At 58.9% G+C, this 20413-nt stretch carries 21 protein-coding genes; 15 read left to right on the top strand and 6 right to left on the bottom strand.

Going from position 1 to position 20413, the window contains the following annotated elements; translation table 11 throughout:
- The first annotated feature begins 97 nt into the window (after positions 1 to 97).
- From N1078_RS00105 to N1078_RS00070, 8 genes are read left to right on the top strand one after another with little or no spacing between them, the layout of a single operon-like run.
- Positions 98 to 811 (top strand): energy transducer TonB, encoded by a 714-nt coding sequence (locus tag N1078_RS00105; RefSeq protein ID WP_274086172.1) that lies wholly within the window; start codon positions 98 to 100, stop codon positions 809 to 811.
- Positions 812 to 832: 21 nt separating this feature from the next.
- On the top strand, positions 833 to 1903 hold the full coding sequence (locus tag N1078_RS00100; RefSeq protein WP_274086171.1) for a hemin-degrading factor: 1071 nt from the start codon (positions 833 to 835) through the stop codon (positions 1901 to 1903).
- Position 1904: 1 nt separating this feature from the next.
- A complete protein-coding gene (locus tag N1078_RS00095) occupies positions 1905 to 2546 on the top strand; it encodes a MotA/TolQ/ExbB proton channel family protein (protein WP_274086170.1) in 642 nt (213 codons plus the stop codon).
- Positions 2543 to 2974, top strand: coding sequence for an ExbD/TolR family protein (locus tag N1078_RS00090; protein ID WP_274086169.1), 432 nt, complete (start codon positions 2543 to 2545; stop codon positions 2972 to 2974). Before N1078_RS00095 ends, N1078_RS00090 begins: the two co-directional genes overlap by 4 nt.
- Positions 2961 to 3860, top strand: coding sequence for a heme/hemin ABC transporter substrate-binding protein (locus tag N1078_RS00085; RefSeq protein ID WP_443218075.1), 900 nt, complete (start codon positions 2961 to 2963; stop codon positions 3858 to 3860). The genes N1078_RS00090 and N1078_RS00085 overlap by 14 nt, the downstream gene beginning before the upstream one ends.
- Entirely contained in the window at positions 3857 to 4894 is a 1038-nt protein-coding gene (locus tag N1078_RS00080; protein WP_274086168.1) for a FecCD family ABC transporter permease, read from the top strand. The genes N1078_RS00085 and N1078_RS00080 overlap by 4 nt, the downstream gene beginning before the upstream one ends.
- Entirely contained in the window at positions 4894 to 5661 is a 768-nt protein-coding gene (locus N1078_RS00075; protein WP_274086167.1) for a heme ABC transporter ATP-binding protein, read from the top strand. Before N1078_RS00080 ends, N1078_RS00075 begins: the two co-directional genes overlap by 1 nt.
- Before the next feature lie 10 nt (positions 5662 to 5671).
- Positions 5672 to 6553 carry a ChaN family lipoprotein gene (locus N1078_RS00070; RefSeq protein WP_274086166.1) on the top strand — a complete coding sequence of 294 codons (882 nt, stop codon included), beginning with the start codon at positions 5672 to 5674 and terminating at the stop codon, positions 6551 to 6553.
- A 367-nt stretch (positions 6554 to 6920) separates the two neighbouring features.
- Here the strand turns inward: N1078_RS00070 and N1078_RS00065 are convergent, their stop codons facing one another.
- From N1078_RS00065 to N1078_RS00050, 4 genes are all read right to left on the bottom strand, one after another.
- Positions 6921 to 7721: a Crp/Fnr family transcriptional regulator gene (locus tag N1078_RS00065; protein WP_274086165.1), complete on the bottom strand. Its 801-nt coding sequence runs from the start codon at positions 7719 to 7721 to the stop codon at positions 6921 to 6923.
- 106 nt (positions 7722 to 7827) lie between these two features.
- Positions 7828 to 8100 carry a TfoX/Sxy family protein gene (locus tag N1078_RS00060; RefSeq protein WP_274086164.1) on the bottom strand — a complete coding sequence of 91 codons (273 nt, stop codon included), beginning with the start codon at positions 8098 to 8100 and terminating at the stop codon, positions 7828 to 7830.
- 133 nt (positions 8101 to 8233) lie between these two features.
- Positions 8234 to 8578 carry a pentapeptide repeat-containing protein gene (locus tag N1078_RS00055; protein ID WP_274086163.1) on the bottom strand — a complete coding sequence of 115 codons (345 nt, stop codon included), beginning with the start codon at positions 8576 to 8578 and terminating at the stop codon, positions 8234 to 8236.
- 84 nt (positions 8579 to 8662) lie between these two features.
- Positions 8663 to 10225, bottom strand: a complete 1563-nt coding sequence (locus tag N1078_RS00050) for a bifunctional aminoglycoside phosphotransferase/ATP-binding protein (RefSeq protein WP_274086162.1) — start codon at positions 10223 to 10225, stop codon at positions 8663 to 8665.
- 117 nt (positions 10226 to 10342) lie between these two features.
- Here N1078_RS00050 and mrcB point away from each other — a divergent pair, with 117 nt between their 5' ends.
- Genes mrcB through N1078_RS00035 form a run of 3 tightly spaced genes read left to right on the top strand, consistent with a single transcriptional unit; the run spans position 10343 to position 13704 of the window.
- Positions 10343 to 12661 (top strand): penicillin-binding protein 1B, encoded by a 2319-nt coding sequence (gene mrcB / locus N1078_RS00045; RefSeq protein ID WP_274086161.1) that lies wholly within the window; start codon positions 10343 to 10345, stop codon positions 12659 to 12661.
- A 15-nt stretch (positions 12662 to 12676) separates the two neighbouring features.
- Positions 12677 to 13375 carry a tetratricopeptide repeat protein gene (locus N1078_RS00040; protein ID WP_274086160.1) on the top strand — a complete coding sequence of 233 codons (699 nt, stop codon included), beginning with the start codon at positions 12677 to 12679 and terminating at the stop codon, positions 13373 to 13375.
- Positions 13375 to 13704, top strand: coding sequence for a YqcC family protein (locus N1078_RS00035; RefSeq protein ID WP_274086159.1), 330 nt, complete (start codon positions 13375 to 13377; stop codon positions 13702 to 13704). The genes N1078_RS00040 and N1078_RS00035 overlap by 1 nt, the downstream gene beginning before the upstream one ends.
- A gap of 15 nt (positions 13705 to 13719) precedes the next feature.
- On the opposite strand, the gene N1078_RS00030 is transcribed toward N1078_RS00035, so the two are convergent.
- The gene (locus N1078_RS00030) at positions 13720 to 14163 is read right to left on the bottom strand and encodes a DUF4124 domain-containing protein (RefSeq protein WP_274086158.1); all 444 of its coding nucleotides are present in this window, start codon (positions 14161 to 14163) and stop codon (positions 13720 to 13722) included.
- A gap of 407 nt (positions 14164 to 14570) precedes the next feature.
- On the opposite strand from N1078_RS00030, the gene N1078_RS00025 reads away from it, so the two are divergent.
- Entirely contained in the window at positions 14571 to 16295 is a 1725-nt protein-coding gene (locus tag N1078_RS00025; protein WP_274086157.1) for an acetolactate synthase 3 large subunit, read from the top strand.
- A 2-nt stretch (positions 16296 to 16297) separates the two neighbouring features.
- Positions 16298 to 16789, top strand: coding sequence for an acetolactate synthase small subunit (gene ilvN / locus N1078_RS00020; RefSeq protein WP_274086156.1), 492 nt, complete (start codon positions 16298 to 16300; stop codon positions 16787 to 16789).
- A gap of 53 nt (positions 16790 to 16842) precedes the next feature.
- Here ilvN and ilvY read toward each other — a convergent pair whose 3' ends face one another.
- A complete protein-coding gene (gene ilvY / locus N1078_RS00015; RefSeq protein WP_274086155.1) occupies positions 16843 to 17724 on the bottom strand; it encodes an HTH-type transcriptional activator IlvY in 882 nt (293 codons plus the stop codon).
- A gap of 105 nt (positions 17725 to 17829) precedes the next feature.
- Between ilvY and ilvC the strand changes: the two genes are divergently transcribed.
- Positions 17830 to 18864, top strand: coding sequence for a ketol-acid reductoisomerase (gene ilvC, locus N1078_RS00010; protein WP_322949205.1), 1035 nt, complete (start codon positions 17830 to 17832; stop codon positions 18862 to 18864).
- A gap of 155 nt (positions 18865 to 19019) precedes the next feature.
- Positions 19020 to 19832, top strand: coding sequence for a CDP-diacylglycerol--serine O-phosphatidyltransferase (gene pssA, locus N1078_RS00005; RefSeq protein WP_274086153.1), 813 nt, complete (start codon positions 19020 to 19022; stop codon positions 19830 to 19832).
- Positions 19833 to 20413 lie beyond the last annotated feature (581 nt).

The following is a 20413-nucleotide window of genomic DNA, read 5'->3' as shown; positions in this document are numbered from 1 at the left end:
ACCACCGGGTTGGCATCGGCGGCAAACCTAAACGACATTGACATGCTAATGCAAATAATTATCAAATAGATTTGATTCGAGCTAACCGAGTGTCCGCATGCTGCGTTTGTCGTTGTTTTTGTTGCTGTCATTGGCGCTGCATAGCGCCGGTTGGCTGCTGCATGGCGATATGCAGCAGCCAGCCTTGAGTGCGGCGCAATCCCTTGATGCGCCTGAGGTGTTACGCCTGGCAGCCGTGTTGCAACAGGCCACGCCGGCAGCGACCAAACCGCCGCAACCGCAACCGCAACCGCAACCGCAACCGCAACCGCAACGCCAGGCGGTCGTGCCTAGAAAGGCGCCGCCGCCTAAGCCTGTAGTGCCGGCGCCAGCAGCCAAGCCAAAGGCAGCTCTAGTGGCACAGCCAACTCAAAACCAGCCCGTGCAGGCGCAGCCAACCGAGGCAACCAGTCAGTCGGCTGCGGTGGTTGCAGCGGCTCAAACTGCGCCCGCCAAGTCAGTTGCTGCGCAAGCGACCGCTGAAGTGCTCAGCACTAAACCGAGTTTCCGCGAGCCGCCCCGCCAGCCGAGTTATCCGTCCCAGGCGCGGCGGCGTAACCAGCAGGGGGTGGTGCTGGTCGAGGTGTGTCTGGATGAGCGCGGCCAGCAACGCAGCCTGAATGTACTGCGCTCTTCGGGCGTAGACAGCCTTGATCGCGCCGCCCTGGAGGCTGTCGCCAAGTGGCGCTTTCGCCCTGAAACCAGCAACGGCCAGGCCGTGCCTAGCCGCGTACAGATCCCTATCCAGTTCGCTTTGACGGCGAGCCGTTGATAAATCAGTGAGGAGTTTTCCATGAGTACACACGTCCAGCCTGTCGCGCCCACCAATGATCTGTATCTAGCCTGGCAGGTGCTGCGCAGCGAGCAGCCACGCCTGCGTGCCCGCGATGCCGCCGAACGTCTGGCCGTCAGCGAGGCCGAACTGGTGGCCAGTCGTCTCGATGTCGATGCGGTGCGTCTGCAGCCGGATTGGGCGCAGTTGCTGCCGGCACTGGGCGAGCTGGGTTATGTGATGGCGCTGACCCGTAACGAGCATTGCGTGCATGAGCGCAAAGGTTATTACCGTGAAGTAACGGTTACCGCTAATGGCCAGATGGGCCTGGTGGTGTCGGCCGATATCGACCTGCGCCTGTTCCTCGGTGGCTGGGCCAGTGTGTTTGCCATCGAGGAGCAAACCGGCAAAGGCACCCAGCGCAGCATTCAGGTGTTCGACCGTCAGGGCACTGCGGTGCATAAGGTCTTTCTCACCGAGGACAGTCAGCTAAGTGCCTGGGGGCCGCTGCTGGAGCGTTTGCGTATGGCTGAGCAGAGCGCCGAACTGGAGCTGATGCCTTTGCCCCAGGCGCAGCCGGCGCAAGCCGATGCCCAGGTGGATGTGAATGCATTGCGCGTGGGCTGGTCGACCCTCAAAGACACTCACCACTTCTTTGCCCTGCTGAAAAAACACGGCACCACACGCACCCAGGCCCTGCGCCTGGCGGGGCGCGAATGGGCCGAGCCAGTGGATGTGCGCGAGCTGCCGAAACTGCTGGAGCAGGCTGGTGCGCGTGAAGTGCCGATTATGGTGTTTGTCGGCAATCGCCACTGCATCCAGATTCACTCCGGCCCGGTGCGCAACCTGCGTTGGATGGATACCTGGTTCAACGTGCTCGACCCCGAGTTCAATCTGCACCTGCAAACCACTGGCGTGACCGAGCTATGGCGGGTGCGTAAGCCGAGCAGCGATGGCGTGATCACCAGCTGGGAAGCCTTCGATGCCCATGGCGAGCTGGTGGTGCAGCTGTTTGGCGCGCGCAAACCGGGCATCCCTGAGCGCGAAGACTGGCGCGCCCTGGCCGAAAGCGCGCCAGCGCTGGAGTGCTGAGATGAGCCAGTGGTGGAGTGCGATGGGGCCGCTGGGCTGGCCGCTGGCGCTGTGTTCGCTGCTGGCGCTGGCACTGATTCTGGAGCGCCTTAGCGTGTTTCTGCGTTTACAGCCGCTGAGCACTGCCGCCGGGCGTGCAGCAGTCAGCGCCTGTCGCACCTGTGAGCGCGAGCACTGCAAAGGCCGTGCGCGCGGTTGGCGCTATGGCCTGGCGTTGCTGCTCAAACACAGCGCTCTGCCGGCCGTGCAGCGTGAAGAGCTATTAGGCTGCTGGCTGCTGGAGGAGCGTCAGCGCCTCAATCGCCAGCTGCGCTTGCTGCAGCTGATCGGCATGCTGGCGCCGATGCTGGGTTTGCTCGGCACGGTGCTGGGCATGCTGGAGATGTTTGCCAACATCGCCGGGCAGAACAGCCCGGTCACCCCGGCGTTGCTCGCTGATGGTTTGTGGCAGGCGCTGTACACCACGGTCTGGGGTTTGCTGATCGCAATCCCCGCGCTGGCGGCGGGGCAGGGCTTTGCCTTGTGGGCCGAGCGCTACCTGGAAGGCGTGCAGGCGCTGCTTAATCGCTGCCAACTGGCGTTAGACGGACTGGAGCTGGAACTGACCGGTAGCCCACTGGCTAACCAGTGGGTGTTGCCGTGATTCGTCTGCCCGCCGCCAGCAGCTCCCAGAGCAATCTGCTGCCCGATCTGACGCCGCTGCTCGATGTGATTTTTATCGTGCTGGTGTTCTTTCTGCTGACTTCGCAAACGCCACTGCTGGAGCTGCCCTTGCAGTTGCCGCAGAGCCGCGAAGCACTGCCGGCGGCGAGCGGCGGCAGTGGCGAACGCATGCAAATACAGCTCTCAGCCGAAGGTACTTGGCGCTTTAACGGCGCGCAGCAGGCGGATTTCAGCGCACTGCGCACTGAACTGACCGCCGCCTTTACCGCCGACAACGCAGCAGGACTGGACCTAGCGCTGGATCGTCAGGCGCCGTTGTCTGCATTTCTCGACCTGATGGCGCTGCTGCAACAGCAGGGCATTCAGGACAGTCGCATTCTGCTAGAGGCCAACCATGAAACGCCTTAATACTCTGCTCGCCCTTTGCGCGGGCCTGTTGTCCTGTGCCTCGCTGATGGCCGCCGAGCCGTTGCCGCAACGCTGGATCAGTTCCGGCGGCTCGCTCAGTGAGTGGGTGGTGGCGCTGGGCGGTGAAAACCGGCTGGTGGGAGTGGACAGCACCAGTCAGCACCCGCAGTCGCTGCGCGCCTTGCCGAGCATCGGTTATCAGCGCCAGCTGGCCGCCGAGGGCATGTTGACGCTGCGCCCGGATATGTTGATCGGCAGTGAGGAGATGGGCCCGCCGCCGGTGCTGGCGCAATTGCGCGGCGCCGGTGTGCGGGTGGAAATGCTTTCGTCCAAGGCGGATCTGAGCAGTTTACAAAGTAGCTTGCAGCGCATAGGCACCCTGTTGGGTGAGCCGCAACGCGCCGATCAGGCTTTTGCGGTCTATCAGCAGCGCTTGCAACAGCAGGCTGACTGGTTGGTGACTGCGCAGCGTCAGCAGGCGCCGCCGGGGGTGTTGCTGTTGCTCGGTCATGCTGGCGCAAGCCCGATGGCGGGCGGCAAGGACACCTCGGCCGACTGGCTGATCGAGCGTGCCGGCGGGCGCAATCTGGCCAGCCATAGCGGCTTCAAGGCGCTGTCTACCGAAGCCTTGCTGGCGCTTGATCCCGAGGTGGTGATCATTGCCGATCGCAGCCTGTCCGGTGCTGCCGCGCGTGAGGCGCTGCTGCAGCAGAACCCGGCGCTGGCGGCGACCCGGGCGGCGCGTAATCAACGTTTGTTGATGCTCGACCCGACGCTACTGGTCGGCGGTCTCGGCCCGCGTTTGCCGGATGGGCTGGCGGCCTTGTCCGCAGCCTTTTATCCTGCCAGCCAACCTCTGATCGCCGAAGCTAAGCCCACGCCATGAATCCTGTTATTCGACCGCGCTCACTGTTTATCGCACTGAGCCTACTGTTGGCGCTCGCGCTCTGGTTATCGCTGGCGTTGGGGGCGGTCAGTCTGCCGCTGCTGGACACCCTCAAGGCGGCGCTGGGTCTGCTCGGTCTAGCGCAACCGGGTGATGATTTGGCCCAGGCCGAGCTGATCCTCGGGCAGATCCGCCTGCCGCGCACGCTGCTGGGGTTGTTGGTCGGCGCGGTGCTGGCGCTGTGCGGGGTAGCAATGCAGGGGCTGTTTCGCAACCCGCTGGCTGACCCCGGCTTGATCGGCGTATCCAGCGGCGCAGCCCTGGGTGCGGCGATTGCTATTGTTGGCGGTGCTGCGCTCGGTGGTTTGCCGGACGCCTTTGCACCTTATCTATTGTCGTTGTTCGCCTTTATCGGTGGGTTGGGCGTGACGGCGCTGGTCTATCGTCTGGGCCGGCGTGATGGCGAAACCAATGTGGCGACCATGCTCCTGGCCGGTATTGCGCTGACGGCACTGGCTGGCGCGGCCATCGGCCTGTTTACCTACCTGGCCGATGACGCCACCTTGCGTACCCTGACGTTCTGGAACCTGGGCAGTCTCAATGGCGCCAGTTACGCGCGCTTGTGGCCGTTGCTGCTGGTCACGGCCGCGGTGGCGCTATGGTTGCCACGCCGGGCCAAGGCACTGAATGCCTTGCTGCTGGGCGAGTCCGAGGCGCGTCACCTGGGTTTTGCCGTCGAGCGGGTCAAGGCCGAGCTGGTGTTTTGCACCGCCCTTGGCGTTGGCGCAGCAGTGGCGGCGGCGGGAATGATCGGCTTTATCGGCTTGGTGGTGCCGCATCTGGTGCGTCTGCTGGTGGGGCCGGATCATCGTGTGCTGTTGCCGGCCTCCGCTCTGGCGGGTGCCAGTTTGTTGCTGCTGGCGGACCTGGCGGCGCGGCTGGTGCTTGCACCTGCCGAATTGCCGATCGGTATTGTCACGGCGCTGATTGGCGCGCCGTTCTTCCTCTATCTGTTATTGCGAGGGCGTACCTGATGCTGCGCGCGGAAAATCTGGCGGTACAGCGCGGCCCGTGCACGGTGTTGGCGGATATCAACCTGGAGTTGCGTCCGGGCGAAGTGCTCGGCGTGCTGGGCCCCAATGGCGCCGGCAAGAGCACCTTGCTCGGTGCTTTGTGTGGTGAACTGCAACCGAGCCACGGCGATGTCTGGCTGGATCAGCGACGCTTGCAGGACTGGCCGGGTAGCGAGCGTGCGCAGCGCCTGGCAGTGTTACCGCAAACCTCGACGTTGAACTTTGCCTTTCGTGTGGAGGAAGTGGTGGCCATGGGCCGTTTGCCCCATGCCAGCGGCCAGCTAAAAGATGCGCAGATCATCAACCAGGCGCTGGAGGCGGCCGATGCGTTGCACCTGGCCGGGCGCAGTTACCTGGCGTTATCTGGCGGCGAGCGTCAGCGCGTACACCTGGCGCGGGTGCTGGCGCAGCTCTGGCCGGGCGGTGAGGGGCAAGTGCTGCTGCTCGATGAGCCGACCTCAATGCTCGATCCGCTGCATCAGCACACCACGCTGCAGGCCACGCGCGCCTTTGTTGAACAAGGGGCGGCAGTGCTGGTAATCCTGCATGATCTGAATCTAGCTGCGCGGTATTGCGACCGTCTGTTGCTGCTGGAGCGCGGCCGCCCTCATGCGCTGGGCAGCCCCGAGCAGGTGCTGCGCACTGAACCGCTGCAGGCCGTGTTCGGGCTGGAGGTGCTGGTGCAGCAGCATCCAGAGCGCGGTCATCCATTAATCATTGCCCGCTAAGGTCATCGTTATGCGCATTGTTTTATTGCTGGTTGCCGCGCTGTTGAGTGCTTGTCAGGCTTCGTTACCTGCGTTACCCGCCTGGCAAAGCCCGGAAGGTTTGCAGCATGCTGAGCTGGGGCGGATTGTCGAGTTGCGTACTGGCGCGCAGCTGACACCGGCGCAGTTGCTGGAGCGCCTGGCCGCTGCGCCCAAGGTGTTGGTGGGCGAACGGCATGACAATCCCGATCACCACGCGCTGCAACTCTGGCTGTTGCGGGCGCTGGCAGCGCAGCGGCCGCAGGGTAGCCTACTGTTGGAAATGCTGACGCCGGATCAGCAGATCAAGGTCGATCAGGCGCGCGCTGCCATCGCTGCCGGGCAGGCGCCGCAGGACATGCTCGATGCTCTGGCCTGGCAGCCGGGCTGGCCCTGGTCGTTGTACGGGCCGCTGGTGCAGCATGCGCTGCGTCAGCCTTATCCGCTGCTGGCGGCCAACCTCGAACGGCGCGAGATCATGCAGATTTATACCCAGGTGCCGCAGCTGCAAGGCCAGGCTTCCACCGCTCAACCGGTGCGCGAGGCGTTGCTCAAGCAGATTCGCCAGTCGCACTGCAACCTGCTGCCGGAAAGCCAGCTACCTGCCATGCTCGCCGTGCAGCAGCAACGTGACCGACGCATGGCCGAAGCGCTGATCGCTGCACCTGCGCCGAGCCTGCTGTTTGCCGGCGCATTCCATGCACGTCGCGACCTTGGCGTGCCACTGCATCTGCAGGATTTAGGCGCTGGCAAGGGTGTGCAGGTGTTGATTCTGGCGGAAGTCGGTAGCCAGCTTAGCGCTGAATCGGCTGATTTCGTCTGGTACACCCCGGCGCAACTTGAGCAGGACCACTGTGCCCAACTGCGTCGTTAGCCCGGTGTGTTAATAGCAGGCGTGGTGCGACGCCTGCGTCCCCTCGACCTGATACTTCTGCGTGACTGGCCTAGAGCGAGGTTCTAGGTCGTCACGTGTTGCGTGCTACTTTTCTGTCGGCAAAAAAAGACCCGGCAAGAGCCGGGTCAATAACCGTGATTAGCCTGATGAGGAGATAATCTGAAGAGGCCGACTGAAGGTCTCTTAAGCTTATCGGCTGATCTCGCGACCAGTTGTGATAATAATAACAATTCTCATTTTCAAGTCAACACCTTCACGCCAACTTTCTTTTCGGCTTCGGCATGCGTGCTCGCCCCATAACAAACAACCCGACACGAGGTCGGGTTGTTTGTTATGGGGGCAAGTATTAAGGCGTATCGGCCGGTAAGCGCAGCTGGGTGACTTCCTTGTTGAGCAGGTCGATACGCTTGGCCATGCTCTCGATCAGGCTGTGGGCAATCCTCGGGTTGCTCTGCATGAGGCTGAGGAACTGCTCCTTGGGAATCACCATGACCGTGCAGGGCTCGCTGGCCAAGACGGTGGCGCTGCGCCTTTCGCGGGTGAACACCGCCATGGCGCCGAAGATTTCATCTTTCTGCACATCACCGACCCTATGCCCGTCGACATAGGCTTCGGCATGGCCCTCGATAATGATAAATACGTTATCCGCGATATCGCCCTGATGGATCAGCTCTTCCCCGGCGGCAAAGTGCTGGAAGCCAGTGGAGGGGCGGATTTCAGGTTGCTTCAGGCGCGCCAACGCATCAGACAGCAATGCGGTATGGCCGATCAGGTACTGAAGAAACAGTTCCTGGCGTTGTTCGTCGGCATAAATGTGTTTGAACACCTCACTGCGCGAGTAAGGAATCAGGCTCAGTTGTTCTTCGCTGCTGTAACGGCAGCTTGGCATATCCAGCCCCTGGCGCAGACCAACCAAGTCACCTTCTTGCAGGTAAAACAATGGGCGTTCATCGACGACCGCATGTAACAGGCCATTTTCGATGATAAAAAGTTGATTGCCAGGCAGGGCCTTGGCGAGGTCTTCCGCTTGTTCCAGTCGCAAAGGCGGCCCAGCAGGTGCAAGCCCATCGAGCAATTGAGTGGGGATGCTTTGTAGTCGGTTGATCAGCTGATCGGCGTAGGCCGGTTGCTCCCCGAGTAAGTACATGAGCGAATTTCCTTGAACTGGCTGGGCATACTAAACCGCACGAACGTCCCTAAAACAATAGTGCCCAGCGCGCCTCAGGTAAATCAAAAGCCTGAGAGGTTGTGAGCTAGCTCTTGTTGTTATGTGCAGTTTTATCGAGCTGGTCATTTAGTTCGGCCTTGTGGCCAGGCGGCAGCTCGTTCCAGTGTACATCCAACAGTGCGCCTTCAATTGCGTAGAGCAGCACTTTGGAGGCCCTGAACCCCCGTGCACGTACGGCTCGATAGGCGCTGACTGCGCCCAGCCGGCGCAGGTCGTTGGCGTTGTGAATGCCAACTGCGTGTAGCCACTGGGCAGACGTTTTGCCTAGATTTTTCAAATGTTGCAGTTCATCGTTCATCAAGCCTCCTTGCGCTGCTAGGCAGTTGTGCGGATGGCGTCAGAGTGGAATGCCTGCCAGAAAGTGTAGCGGTCAGCCGGTAAAGTGTGGCCGTTTGGCATTAGCTGAGGCTATTCCGGATTGCCCGCGCGACTCAGCGGGTGTTGTAGCGCAGGCGAGTGCCAAAATTGACCGACATAAGAATCTCGTCAGCCGTCAGTGTGGCGGGGAAGTAAGCGCCGGAGATCTGCGCATGAGCCAGGCTGGCCCCCTCAAGTTGCGCCTCACGCAAGTCTAGGCCGCGTAAGTCGGTGCCGCGGAAGTAGGCATTGGTAAAGTTGATACCGTGTGCATCCAGCGCACGTAGGTCGAGCCCGCGAAAATCACCGTCGCTCAGATCAACGACCGTGTCTTTGGGCTTCTGAGCATTAAAGGCAGAGATATTTTCATTGTGGATCAGGGCATACAGCGGGTTGTCCAATTGCCTGGGCTGACTCATGGGGCGTCTCCATGTCGGGTATCCCCAGTATAGAAGCCACGGCGCGCTCTGCTCGCGCCGCAACTAAATCGCCCCGGCAGATCTTTACAGGTTTGGCAGGCGCTGGCGGATACGCGCAATCAGGGTGTCCAAACTGGCGCTTTGGTGGGTGTCGACACGCTTGCTCTGTAGTAGCTCTTCTGCGCTGAGTGGTTCGCGACTGGCTTGCTGGGCCCGTACGACCTCCATGCTGGCATCGGACGGGTCAGTGCCCGCAGCCTTGCGTTGCACCAGCCAGCTGGCGATTGTTTCGTCGGGTGCACAGCATTCCAGAATCACGAAAGGCGCACCGCACGCTTCGGCAACCTGGCTGGCAGCCTCACGTTGAGCTTGTTTGAGGTAGGTGGCGTCAATCACAACGGGGAAGCCAGCATGCAGCGCCGCTTCGGCCAGTTGGTGCAGGCGTTGATAGGTGGCGGCACTGGCGTCCTGGGTGTAGATGCCGGCACTGAGCTTGCCGAGGTCGGCATCCTGTTGTTCGCCGAACAGGCGTTTACGTTCCACATCCGAGCGCAGGCGAATAGCCCCGAGCGCTTCGACCAGGCGCATGGCCACATGGCTTTTGCCAACCGCTGAAACCCCGTGGGTGATGGCCAGGAAGCTGGACGGGATGGCGCTGTAGCTTTCCGCCAGGTTGGCATAGTTGCGGTATTGGCGCAGGGTGACGGCCCTTTGTACGGCGTCGGTCTGGTGGGCCAGGCTGAACAGTGCAACCTTGGCGCGCACCAGCGCACGGTAAGCTTTGTAGAAATTCAGCAGTTCCAGCGCTTGGTAGTCACCGGTGTGCTCCAGCCAGGCATTGATAAAGCGCCAGGCATGGGCCTTGAGGCCGCGGTCTTCAAGGTCCATCGCCAGGAAGGCGGCGTCCAGGGCGATATCAATCAGGCGGAACGGCTCATTGAATTCGATGCAGTCGAACAGCACCACCTGATCATCCAGCAGGGTGGCGTTGCCCAGGTGGATATCGCCATGGCATTCGCGGATCGAACCGTTTGCCGCACGTGTGGCCAGCAGCGGCTCAAGGCGCGCGTAATTAGCTTCGGTCCAGGCCTCCAAGGCTTCGAGTTGCTGCAGGTCGGCTGCATCCTTGAGCATGGGGCGGATTTGTTCAAAGTTCTGCCGCATCGGCGCGACAATCGCCTCAGGCGCACACAGCGCATGATCGGCTGCTACCGCAGGCGTTGCCGCATGGAACTCGGCAATCTGTTTGGCCAGCGCGTCGATATGTGCTTCGCTCAGTTCGCCACGCGCCTGAACATCGCTGAGCAACTGGCTTTGCGGGAATTGACGCATTTTCAGGGCGTACTCGATGGCCGGGCCGCTGCCGCCGAGTTGCGGTGCTTCGGCGCTGCCGCTGATCGGCAGCACCTCCAGATAAAGGCCTTGGGTCAGGCGTTGGTTGAGGCGCAGCTCTTCCTTGCAGAAATGCTCACGGGAGCTGAGGTCGGTGAAGTCGAGAAAGCCGAAATTCATCGGTTTTTTGATTTTGTAGGCAAAGGGGCCGGTAAGCACCACCCAGGAAATATGGGTTTCGATGACCTGGAACTGCTCTACAGGGTGAGGGTAGAGGGCCGGGTTCTGCAGTGCGGCGATCAGAGCTTGGCTCACGGGCGATCCTTGGCGTTGTACTGAATAAGAGGCGGCCATTATGGACGCTCAACGTCCGTCTGCAAACCGCTGCGCTGGCCTGCTGGCAAGTGGGCAAAGTGCGTATAATGCCGCGCCATGACTCGTACCCGATCTTCCCGTCCCCGTTCTAAACGCCGTTCTAGCGGTATGCGCCCTTGGTTGGGCTGGGCTATCAAGCTCAGTCTGGTTGGCCTGGTGGTGCTCGCCGTGTTTGCGGTTTATCTCGATGCTGTGGTGCAGGAGAAATTCTCCGGCAAGCGCTGGACTGTGCCCGCCAAAGTCTATGCCAGGCCCCTGGAGTTGTTCGTTGGGCAGAAGTTGGCCAAGACTGACTTTCTCAAAGAGCTGGATGCCTTGGGGTATCGCCGTGAAGGCGCGGTAAGTGGCCCTGGTGGCGTTTCTGTGGCGGGCAACAACATTGAGCTGTTTTCGCGTGGCTTCCAGTTTTATGAAAGCAATGAACCCTCGCAGCGTGTCCGGGTGCGTTTTTCGGGTGACTACGTCGCCGGCTTGACTCAAGCAGGCGGCGGTAACCTGGCGGTGGCGCGTCTCGAACCACTGTTAATTGGTGGTCTTTATCCCGCGCACCAGGAAGACCGTGTGCTGATCAAGATCGATCAGGTGCCGCCTTATCTAGTTGAAACCCTGGTGGCGATTGAAGACCGTGAGTTCTTCAACCACTTTGGCGTGTCGCCCAAGGGCATTGCGCGCGCCGTGTGGATCAACGCGACCGCCGGGCAACTGCGTCAGGGCGGCAGTACCCTGACCCAGCAGTTGGTGAAAAACTTCTACCTGACCAACGAACGCAGCCTGTCGCGCAAGGCGACTGAAGCCATGATGGCGGTGTTGCTGGAGCTGCATTACGACAAGAAGGACATTCTCGAGGCCTACCTTAATGAGGTGTTCTTGGGGCAAGACGGCCAGCGTGCCGTGCACGGCTTTGGCCTGGCCAGCCAGTACTTCTTCAGTCAGCCGCTTTCTGAGTTGAAGCTTGATCAGGTGGCGCTGCTGGTGGGTATGGTCAAAGGGCCGACGTATTACAACCCGCGGCGCAACCCTGAGCGCGCATTGGAGCGGCGTAATCTGGTGCTCGATGTGCTGGCCGAGCAGGGCGTAGCGAGCGCGGCCGAGGTGGCTGCGGCGAAGCAGAAGCCATTGGGTATAACCCAGCGCGGCACTCTGGCGGACAGTTCGTTCCCGGCCTTCCTTGATCTGGTCAAGCGCCAGCTGCGTGAGGATTATCAGGAGCAGGATCTGACCGAAGAGGGTCTGCGTATCTTCACCAGTTTCGACCCGATCATGCAGCTCAAGGCCGAAAGCGCCTTGGCCGACACCTTAAAGCGCCTGTCCGGGCGTAAGGGTGTGGACCAGGTCGAGGCCGGAATGGTGGTGACCAGCCCGGAAAGTGGTGAGGTGCAGGCCATTATTGGCAGTCGTCAGCCGCGCTTTGCCGGGTTCAACCGGGCGCTGGATGCGGTGCGGCCGATTGGTTCGTTGATCAAACCGGCGATTTACCTGACGGCATTGGAGCGGCCCAGCCAGTACACCTTGACCAGCCTGATCGAAGATCAGCCGTTCTCTATCAAGGGGCAGGATGGTCAGGTCTGGAAACCGCAGAACTACGACCGTAAGGCCCATGGCACGATTTACCTGTATCAGGGATTGGTTAACTCTTACAACCTATCGACCGCCAAACTTGGCCTGGAACTCGGTGTGCCGGAGGTCTTGAAGACGCTGGACCGTTTGGGCGTTGAACAGAAGTGGCCCGCCTATCCGTCGATGCTGCTGGGGGCGGGTGGCCTGAGCCCGTTGAGCGTGGCGAACATGTACCAGACGTTGGCCAATGGTGGCTTCAATACGCCATTGCGCGGTATTCGTAACGTATTAACGGCCGAGGGTGAGCCGCTCAAGCGTTACCCGTTTCAGATACAGCAACGTTTTGACAGCGGCGCGATTTATCTGCTGCAGAACGCCATGCAGCGCACGATGTCTGAGGGTACAGGGCGCTCGGTGTATAACCAGCTGCCGCGCTCTCTGGCATTGGCAGGCAAGACCGGGACCAGTAACGACTCGCGTGATAGCTGGTTTGCCGGATTCAGTCAGGATGTCTTGGCTGTAGTCTGGTTGGGGCGTGATGACAATGGCCCGACTCCGCTGACCGGTGCTACGGGTGCGCTGCAGGTGTGGGCAGACTTTATGCGCAAGGCTGACCCGCTACCGCTGGACATGCCAGTACCGGATAACGTGGTGCTCGCTTGGGTCGATGCCAGTAGCGGGCAGGGCACTGATCCGAGTTGCCCGAATGCAGTACAGATGCCGTATATTCGCGGCAGCCAGCCCGTCGCGGGTCCGGCCTGCGGTATTCAGGCCCCGGTCAACGAAGTGATGGATTGGGTGCGCGGCTGGTTGGATTAAGTGAGAGGGTTTGACGTGAATAAGTGGTTGATTCCAGCTGTAACGGCTTCGCTGATGCTGGCAGGTTGCAGCACTGTGCCACGCGGCTCGATTCCAGTTGTCGATGGCGGTTCGTCGATCGGTAGTGCGCAGTCAGGCACGCCCGGTGGTTATGGCAATCAGAACGCTCAGCCACAGGCGCTGCCTGAAGATTCCGGTGTGGTGGTGATGGTGCCGGGCGGTGGTGGCAGCTCTATGCCGATTCAGTCGTTCCCTGCCGGCAACGCTCCGTTGGAGACGACTATTAGCACCCAGCCATGGAGTGCCACCCCACCTGCGGCCCCGCAAAGCGGCTATGTGGAACCGACACCGAGTGGTATTCCAAGCGGTGGGTTGGCAATGGATGAGCAGCTGGATGGACCGGTACTGGCCTTGTTGACGACAGCTCAGCAGCAACAGGGGGGGGGGGATCTGAATGGCGCCGCTTCTAGCCTGGAGCGTGCTCAGCGGATTGCGCCGCGTGAGCCTCAGGTGCTCTATCGCCTGGCGGAAGTGCGGCTGGCTCAGGGGGATGCGTCACAGGCCGAGCAGTTCGCCCGGCGTGGTTTGAGTTACGCCAGTGGCCGTCCTGCACTGCAGGCCAGTCTATGGAACCTCATCGCCCAGGCCCGTGAGCGTCAAGGTGATGCAGCGGGTGCCGCGCAGGCCCGTGAGCAGGCGCGAGTGAGCCTCTGATGGATGCGCGTACGCCTGTGGTGGCGGAACAGTTACTGCTGATTGAGCGTGAGTTGCGACTGCAGGGCTGGTGGGATGCGCAAGCGCCTGATGCGCAGGCGTTGTCCAGCCAGCTGCCGTTCAGTGTCGATACGCTGGCGTTCGAACAGTGGCTGCAATGGATGTTTTTACCGCGGATGAAGCAGCTGCTGGAGGCTGGAGCGCAGTTGCCCAGTGTTTCTGGTATTCAGTCGATGGCGGAGCAGGTTTACGACGGGCAGCCTGATAAGGCCAGAGGGTTGATCAAACTATTGGGTGAGTTTGATCAACTGATCGTTGGCGCGACCTAAGTCGCGCCACTTTGCTTACTTGCAGTTATCCGTAATCGATTTTTGCGTTTCGCTGATGCGTGCCTGGCGTTCTTCTTCGTTTAGGCGCCGCAACTCGCCGTCGACTTCCACGCGAACACGCGGATTGTTTTGCAGCTGAGCCAAATTAGTACGCATATCTGTGCAGTACTTCTTTCGCTCGGCTTCTTTGGCGGCTATTTCCTGTTTGACCTTCTTGTCAATCGCGGCTTGCTCAGGGTCGGCGATGCTCTCGAAGGTCGGCGCGGCCTTTTTCTCTTCGCTTACCACCGGCTTTGGCTGGGGTGTCGCGGTGTTGATGCTGGTGGCTTCTTGGCCTTGCGGCGGCTGTGCACCGAAATGCGTCACGCCTTGGGCGTCGACCCACTTATAAACCTGGCTGGCCATGGCGGTAGCGCTCATGGCGAGCAGCAAGCTGCTGGTGATAATCATGCGGCGCATGCGGTTTCCTTATGTTGAGCTGCGGTGCCTGCTGAGTACTATAACCAAAATGATCGCGTCTTCATCCTGCGTTGCGTCACAGCAGAAGATTGCAGATTGAATAACTGATTGCTTGACTTGGCTGCGCCGAATCCCAACAATTCCACGCTCGCTGTAGTGGAGTTTGCCGCAAGCAGGCTTTAGCTTAGTAGACATGAGGCGCACACCCGCGCCGACCTGTTACACCCGCAACGCGTTACCTCGCGCTGGGTGGGAGGACCCCGCAACACCTTGGGGCTTTCCCAATGCTTGCTCAGTAGTAGCTGACGTAGTCGGCGACCACCGTCGCTCATGCTCTGCTGGCAGTAAACCTATCTTAGGCCGTCCTCCTTGTTGGGCGGTTTTCTGGCGTTTTAGAGGTGAACAACGTGGAGCTTTTATCCGGCGCTGAAATGGTCGTCCGCTTTTTGCGTGACGAAGGCGTTAAGAACATTTATGGGTACCCCGGCGGTGCTCTTCTGCATATCTACGATGCCTTGTTCAAAGAGCCGGAAGTGAATCACATCCTGGTTCGTCACGAGCAAGCTGCAACCCATATGGCTGACGGTTATGCCCGTGCCACCGGTAAAGCCGGTGTAGTGCTGGTAACCTCTGGTCCTGGCGCAACCAATGCTATTACCGGTATTGCGACGGCCTACATGGACTCCATTCCGATGGTGGTGTTGTCTGGCCAGGTGCCTAGCAACATGGTCGGCACTGATGCGTTCCAAGAAACCGATATGATCGGTATCTCCCGGCCGATCGTGAAGCACAGCTTTATGATCAAGCACGCCTCGGAAATCCCGGAAGTTATGAAGAAAGCCTTCTATCTGGCGGAGTCCGGTCGTCCTGGTCCAGTGGTTGTGGATATCCCGAAGGATATGACCAACCCGGCTGAGAAGTTCGAGTACGTCTATCCGAAGAAGGTCAAGCTGCGCTCCTACAGCCCCGCATTGCGTGGCCACTCTGGGCAGATTCGCAAGGCAGCTGAATTGCTGCTGACGGCCAAGCGTCCGATCATCTATTCCGGTGGTGGCGTGATCATGGGTGGTGCTGCAGCGCCGCTGACTGAGCTCGCGCAAATGCTCAATCTGCCTGTTACCAACACCCTGATGGGCTTGGGCGGCTATCCAGGAACCGATCGCCAGTTCCTTGGCATGCTCGGTATGCACGGTAGCTACACCGCCAACCTGGCCATGCACCACGCTGATGTTATTGTCGCTGTGGGCGCGCGCTTCGATGACCGCGTGATTAATGGCGCGAGCAAATTCTGCCCGCATGCCAAGATCATTCACGTCGATATCGATCCGGCCTCAATCTCCAAAACCATCAAGGCCGATATCCCAATTGTGGGGCCGGTTGATAGCGTGATGACCGAAATGGTCGCCATCCTCAAAGAGATCGGCGAGCAGCTGAACAAAGATGCGTTGTCGAGCTGGTGGAAGCAGATTGAAGAGTGGCGCTGCGGCCGCATCATGTTCCCTTACGACAAGGGTGACGGCAGCATCATTAAGCCGCAAACCGTGATCGAAACCCTGTCCGAAGTTACCGGTGGCGACGCGTTTGTCACCTCCGACGTGGGTCAGCACCAAATGTTTGCGGCGCAGTACTACCGCTTCAACAAGCCGAACCGTTGGATCAACTCGGGCGGCCTGGGCACCATGGGCTTTGGTTTCCCTGCAGCCATGGGTGTGAAGCTGAGCTTTCCGGATGATGACGTTGCCTGTGTCACGGGCGAGGGCAGCATCCAGATGAATATCCAAGAGCTCTCGACCTGCCTGCAGTACGGTTTGCCGGTGAAAATCGTCAACCTGAACAACGGCGCGCTGGGAATGGTGCGTCAATGGCAGGACATGAACTACAACAGCCGTCACTCGCATTCCTATATGGAGTCGTTGCCGGACTTCGTCAAACTGGCTGAGGCCTATGGCCATGTCGGTATGCGTATCACTGATCTGAAAGATCTTAAGCCGATGATGGAAGAGGCCTTCGCGATGAAAGATCGCCTGGTGTTCCTCGATATTCAGGTTGATACCAGTGAGCACGTCTACCCGATGCAAATCAAAGACGGTGCAATGCGCGACATGTGGCTGAGCAAGACGGAGCGGACCTAATCATGCGACACATTATTTCTCTGCTGCTGGAAAACGAGCCCGGCGCACTGTCACGTGTTGTGGGTCTCTTCTCGCAGCGCAACTACAACATCGAAAGTCTGACTGTGGCGCCGACTGAAGACCCGACCCTGTCGCGTCTGACGTTGACCACTGTGGGGCACGATGAAGTCATTGAGCAGATCACCAAGAACCTCAACAAGCTGGTTGAAGTGGTCAAGCTGGTCGACTTGTCGGAGAGCGCTCACGTTGAGCGCGAGCTGATGTTGGTTAAGGTTAAGGCCACTGGCGCTCAGCGTGCCGAGGTCAAGCGCACCACCGATATCTTCCGCGGACAGATCGTTGATGTAACCAGTAGCGTGTACACCATTCAGTTGGCTGGCACGAGTGACAAGCTGGACAGCTTTATTCAGGCCGTCGGTACCGCGTCGATCCTGGAAACCGTTCGCAGTGGTGTAACGGGCATTGCGCGTGGCGATAAAGTGCTGAGCATCTGATCCTTGTTGTACGAAAAAGCCCTGCATATGCAGGGCTTTTTCGTTTCTGATTGCTAAGTCTGTCTGTTCCAGAAGGCGTTGATAAGTGGTTCTTTGAGGCGCTTCTCCAGCGCAAACAGGCCAATGTCGTAGGCAGTCAGCGGTGGCTGAATGTCATAAGTGCGGATGCGAGCGGTCAATGGGCTATTGTCGAGCACGATTTGCGGAACCACGCCAATGCCAAAGCCCAGGCTGACCATGCTGACAATGGCTTCGTTACCGCTGACCTGTGCATAAATTCGCGGTTTGATGCGGTGGTTTTTCAGCCAGCGGTCTGTGCGTGTTCGGGCCAGGCCTTCCTCTGAAAGAATCATCGGCACTTCCCGCCAGTTTGCGGCGTTAGGGTTTTTCAGTTGCTCATCAGTTAATAGCTGGGGTGACAGTGGGCCGATAAAGCACAGCGCTGAGCGTGCAATTGGCTGGAACTCAATACCGGCCGGCAGGCTGTCGGGGCGAGCGCCGATGGCGAGGTCTTCAAGGCCTTCTTGTACGCGTTGCACCGCTTTGGCGGCGTCGCCTGTGTGCAGCTTCATCTCAATGCGTGGGTAGTCCTGGCGAAAGCTACTCAGGATGTCGTACAGAAAGCTGTAGCTGGCCGTTACCGAGCAATACAGCGAGAGCTCTCCATGCAAGATCAGTTGATCCTGTTTGAAGGTCTGGCGCATGGCCTGTAAACCGCTTATGACCTCTTTGGCGTATTCACGAAATTGGTTGCCCTCGCGAGTCAGGCTGACTGAGCGGTTGTCTCTCAGAAACAGCGGCGCACCAAGTTCATCCTCAAGCTGCTTGATGCTGCGGCTGAGGGCGGAAGGGCTGACATGCTGTTCGCGGCTCGTTTTGCCGAAATGCAGGTTGTCGGCCAGGGAGAGGAACAGTCTTAGGGCGTGGCTATCCATGGTCGTTTCAATTTTCGGTATGTTGTATTGCGAATATATCATTTTACGCAATGGGGCTGATCACTTAAGGTGGCTCTGTCGCGGTGCTTGCACCCATCCCTTTCGATTAGAAGAGCTAAGAACATGAAAGTTTATTACGACAAAGACTGTGACCTTTCGATCATCCAGGGCAAGAAAGTTGCCATCATCGGTTACGGTTCCCAGGGCCATGCTCAAGCGTGCAACCTGAAAGATTCCGGCGTTGACGTGACTGTTGGTCTGCGTAAAGGCTCGGCCACTGTTGCCAAGGCTGAGGCCCACGGCCTGAAAGTGACCGACGTAGCCAGCGCTGTTGCTGCAGCTGACCTAGTCATGATCCTGACCCCTGACGAGTTTCAGTCGCAGCTGTACAAGAACGAAGTTGAGCCGAACATCAAGAAAGGCGCTACCTTGGCCTTCTCCCACGGTTTTGCGATCCACTACAACCAGGTTGTGCCACGTGCAGACCTCGACGTAATCATGATCGCGCCGAAAGCACCAGGTCACACTGTGCGTACCGAGTTTGTCAAAGGCGGCGGTATCCCTGACCTGATCGCTGTTTACCAGGATGCTTCCGGCAACGCTAAAAACGTTGCGCTGTCCTACGCCTCGGGTGTTGGCGGTGGTCGTACCGGTATCATCGAAACCACTTTCAAAGACGAGACTGAAACCGACCTGTTCGGTGAGCAAGCCGTACTGTGTGGCGGTACCGTTGAGCTGGTTAAAGCTGGTTTCGAAACCTTGGTTGAAGCCGGCTATGCACCTGAGATGGCTTACTTCGAGTGCTTGCATGAACTGAAGCTGATCGTGGATCTCATGTACGAAGGCGGTATCGCCAACATGAACTACTCAATCTCCAACAACGCTGAGTACGGTGAGTACGTAACTGGTCCTGAGGTTATCAACGCCGAATCTCGCCAGGCTATGCGCAACGCGCTGAAGCGTATTCAGGACGGCGAATACGCGAAGATGTTCATCAGTGAAGGTGCGACTAACTATCCTTCGATGACTGCCAAGCGTCGTAACAACGCTGCCCACGGTATCGAGATCATCGGTGAGCAACTGCGCTCCATGATGCCGTGGATCGGTGCCAACAAAATCGTCGACAAAGCTAAGAACTAAGCACTGTTGATGTGAGAAAAAACGCGGCCAAGGCCGCGTTTTTTCATTGTGCGGCAAGGCTTCTGGTATAAAGCCTGGGTGTTGATGGGCGCTGCGATGAATTCTTAACGGTAGTGCTTGTCGAAATTCTCCAAATACGTTGCAAGGTGTTGTTCATGAATGAGCGTCCAGATGAGCCCCAATCTTCCGGCGATGCAGAAAGTCTGCTGCCAATCGATGAGCATATAGAGGAGGGGCATGACGCTGAGGGGCGTAAGGTCCGTCACCGCGGCATTTATCTACTGCCTAACCTTTTTACCACGGCTAATTTGTTTGCCGGCTTCTACGCCATCATCAATGCCATGAACGGTAACTTTTATGTTGCGGCCGCTGCAGTGTTTGTCGCCATGGTGCTCGACGGGCTTGATGGGCGAGTGGCGCGCCTGACCAATACTCAGAGTGCTTTTGGTGCTGAGTATGATTCACTGTCCGACATGGTTGCCTTCGGTGTTGCTCCGGCGTTACTCGCGTTTGAATGGGCGCTGGGGAGTATGGGTAAGGTTGGCTGGATGGTCGCCTTCATTTATGTGGCCGGCGCCGCCTTGCGTCTAGCGCGTTTCAATACGCAGATTGGTAGTACCGATAAGCGTTACTTTATTGGCTTGGCCAGCCCGGCTGCTGCGGGTGTTGTGGCAGGGACCGTGTGGGCGTTCAGTGATTTCGGCATTAAAGGCTCGAATATGGCCTTTGCTGTTGCGATTCTAGTGGCTGCTGCAGGCATGCTGATGGTCAGCAATATCAAGTACAACAGCTTTAAAGATCTCGATCTGAAAGGTCGCGTGCCTTTTGTGGCTATCTTGGCTGTAGTGTTGCTGTTTGCCGTTGTGTTCAGTGATCCGCCGCGAATTCTGCTGATCATCTTCCTGGCTTACGCGGCTTCTGGGCCTATCCAGTACCTGCTTCGCTTGCGTCGCGTTAAAAGCGCTTAGCAACTGCTGGGTAAGTTCGACAAGGCCGTTGAAGCGTCAGCTTCAACGGCTTTGTCGTTTCTGCGGGCGGCGCACATTGGTCGTTGGGTCGGGAGCTTGTGGCGGGTGTTGAGGCAAAGGCTTAGCAATCGCCTCGCCTTTATCGTGCTCTCCTTACTATGCAGCGCTGCTCCTTGGGTATATGCGGTTCCTTAAACTTCTTATAAAACAATAGGTTGGTTTATAAGAAGGGGTTGCAAAGCGGCGAAAGCTGCGTAGAATGCGCCGTGCTGGCAGGGTGGTGGTTTGATTCTGTTGGTGGTTCGGTCGAGGTGATCGAAAGCGGTAAAAGAGGCGGTTGACAGTGGTTTGAAACGCTGTAGAATTCGCCTCCCGCTGACGAGAAGCTAGATGTTGATCGAAGGCGCAAGTGGTTGAGATTGAAAAGAAATTTTCGAAATCGCTTGACGGAGAATGAGGCTGCTGTAGAATGCGCGCCTCGGTTGAGACGAAAGACTTAACCACCCGCTCTTTAACAACTGAATCAAGCAATTCGTGTGGGTGCTTGTGAGGTAAGACTGCTAGTCGCAAGATTATCAGCA

It is taken from the genome of Pseudomonas sp. MIL19 (assembly GCF_028680365.1).
GTDB classification, from domain to species: domain Bacteria; phylum Pseudomonadota; class Gammaproteobacteria; order Pseudomonadales; family Pseudomonadaceae; genus Aquipseudomonas; species Aquipseudomonas spirodelae.
Note: the sequence above shows the minus strand (reverse complement) of the source record. Positions and strands in the feature narration are given on the sequence as shown.

Bases quoted from the DNA above. Each gene is read 5' to 3' on its own strand.
- N1078_RS00085 (WP_443218075.1), top strand. From the start codon at position 2,961: ATGAAACGCCTTAATACTCTGCTCGCCCTTTGCGCGGGCCTGTTGTCC.
- N1078_RS00080 (WP_274086168.1), top strand. From the start codon at position 3,857: ATGAATCCTGTTATTCGACCGCGCTCACTGTTTATCGCACTGAGCCTA.
- N1078_RS00100 (WP_274086171.1), top strand. From the start codon at position 833: ATGAGTACACACGTCCAGCCTGTCGCGCCCACCAATGATCTGTATCTA.
- pssA (WP_274086153.1), top strand. From the start codon at position 19,020: ATGAATGAGCGTCCAGATGAGCCCCAATCTTCCGGCGATGCAGAAAGT.
- ilvN (WP_274086156.1), top strand. From the start codon at position 16,298: ATGCGACACATTATTTCTCTGCTGCTGGAAAACGAGCCCGGCGCACTG.
- N1078_RS00070 (WP_274086166.1), top strand. From the start codon at position 5,672: ATGCGCATTGTTTTATTGCTGGTTGCCGCGCTGTTGAGTGCTTGTCAG.
- N1078_RS00065 (WP_274086165.1), bottom strand. From the start codon at position 7,721: ATGTACTTACTCGGGGAGCAACCGGCCTACGCCGATCAGCTGATCAAC.
- N1078_RS00105 (WP_274086172.1), top strand. From the start codon at position 98: ATGCTGCGTTTGTCGTTGTTTTTGTTGCTGTCATTGGCGCTGCATAGC.
- N1078_RS00060 (WP_274086164.1), bottom strand. From the start codon at position 8,100: ATGAACGATGAACTGCAACATTTGAAAAATCTAGGCAAAACGTCTGCC.
- ilvY (WP_274086155.1), bottom strand. From the start codon at position 17,724: ATGGATAGCCACGCCCTAAGACTGTTCCTCTCCCTGGCCGACAACCTG.
- mrcB (WP_274086161.1), top strand. From the start codon at position 10,343: ATGACTCGTACCCGATCTTCCCGTCCCCGTTCTAAACGCCGTTCTAGC.
- N1078_RS00075 (WP_274086167.1), top strand. From the start codon at position 4,894: ATGCTGCGCGCGGAAAATCTGGCGGTACAGCGCGGCCCGTGCACGGTG.
- N1078_RS00035 (WP_274086159.1), top strand. From the start codon at position 13,375: ATGGATGCGCGTACGCCTGTGGTGGCGGAACAGTTACTGCTGATTGAG.
- N1078_RS00095 (WP_274086170.1), top strand. From the start codon at position 1,905: ATGAGCCAGTGGTGGAGTGCGATGGGGCCGCTGGGCTGGCCGCTGGCG.
- N1078_RS00055 (WP_274086163.1), bottom strand. From the start codon at position 8,578: ATGAGTCAGCCCAGGCAATTGGACAACCCGCTGTATGCCCTGATCCAC.
- N1078_RS00030 (WP_274086158.1), bottom strand. From the start codon at position 14,163: ATGCGCCGCATGATTATCACCAGCAGCTTGCTGCTCGCCATGAGCGCT.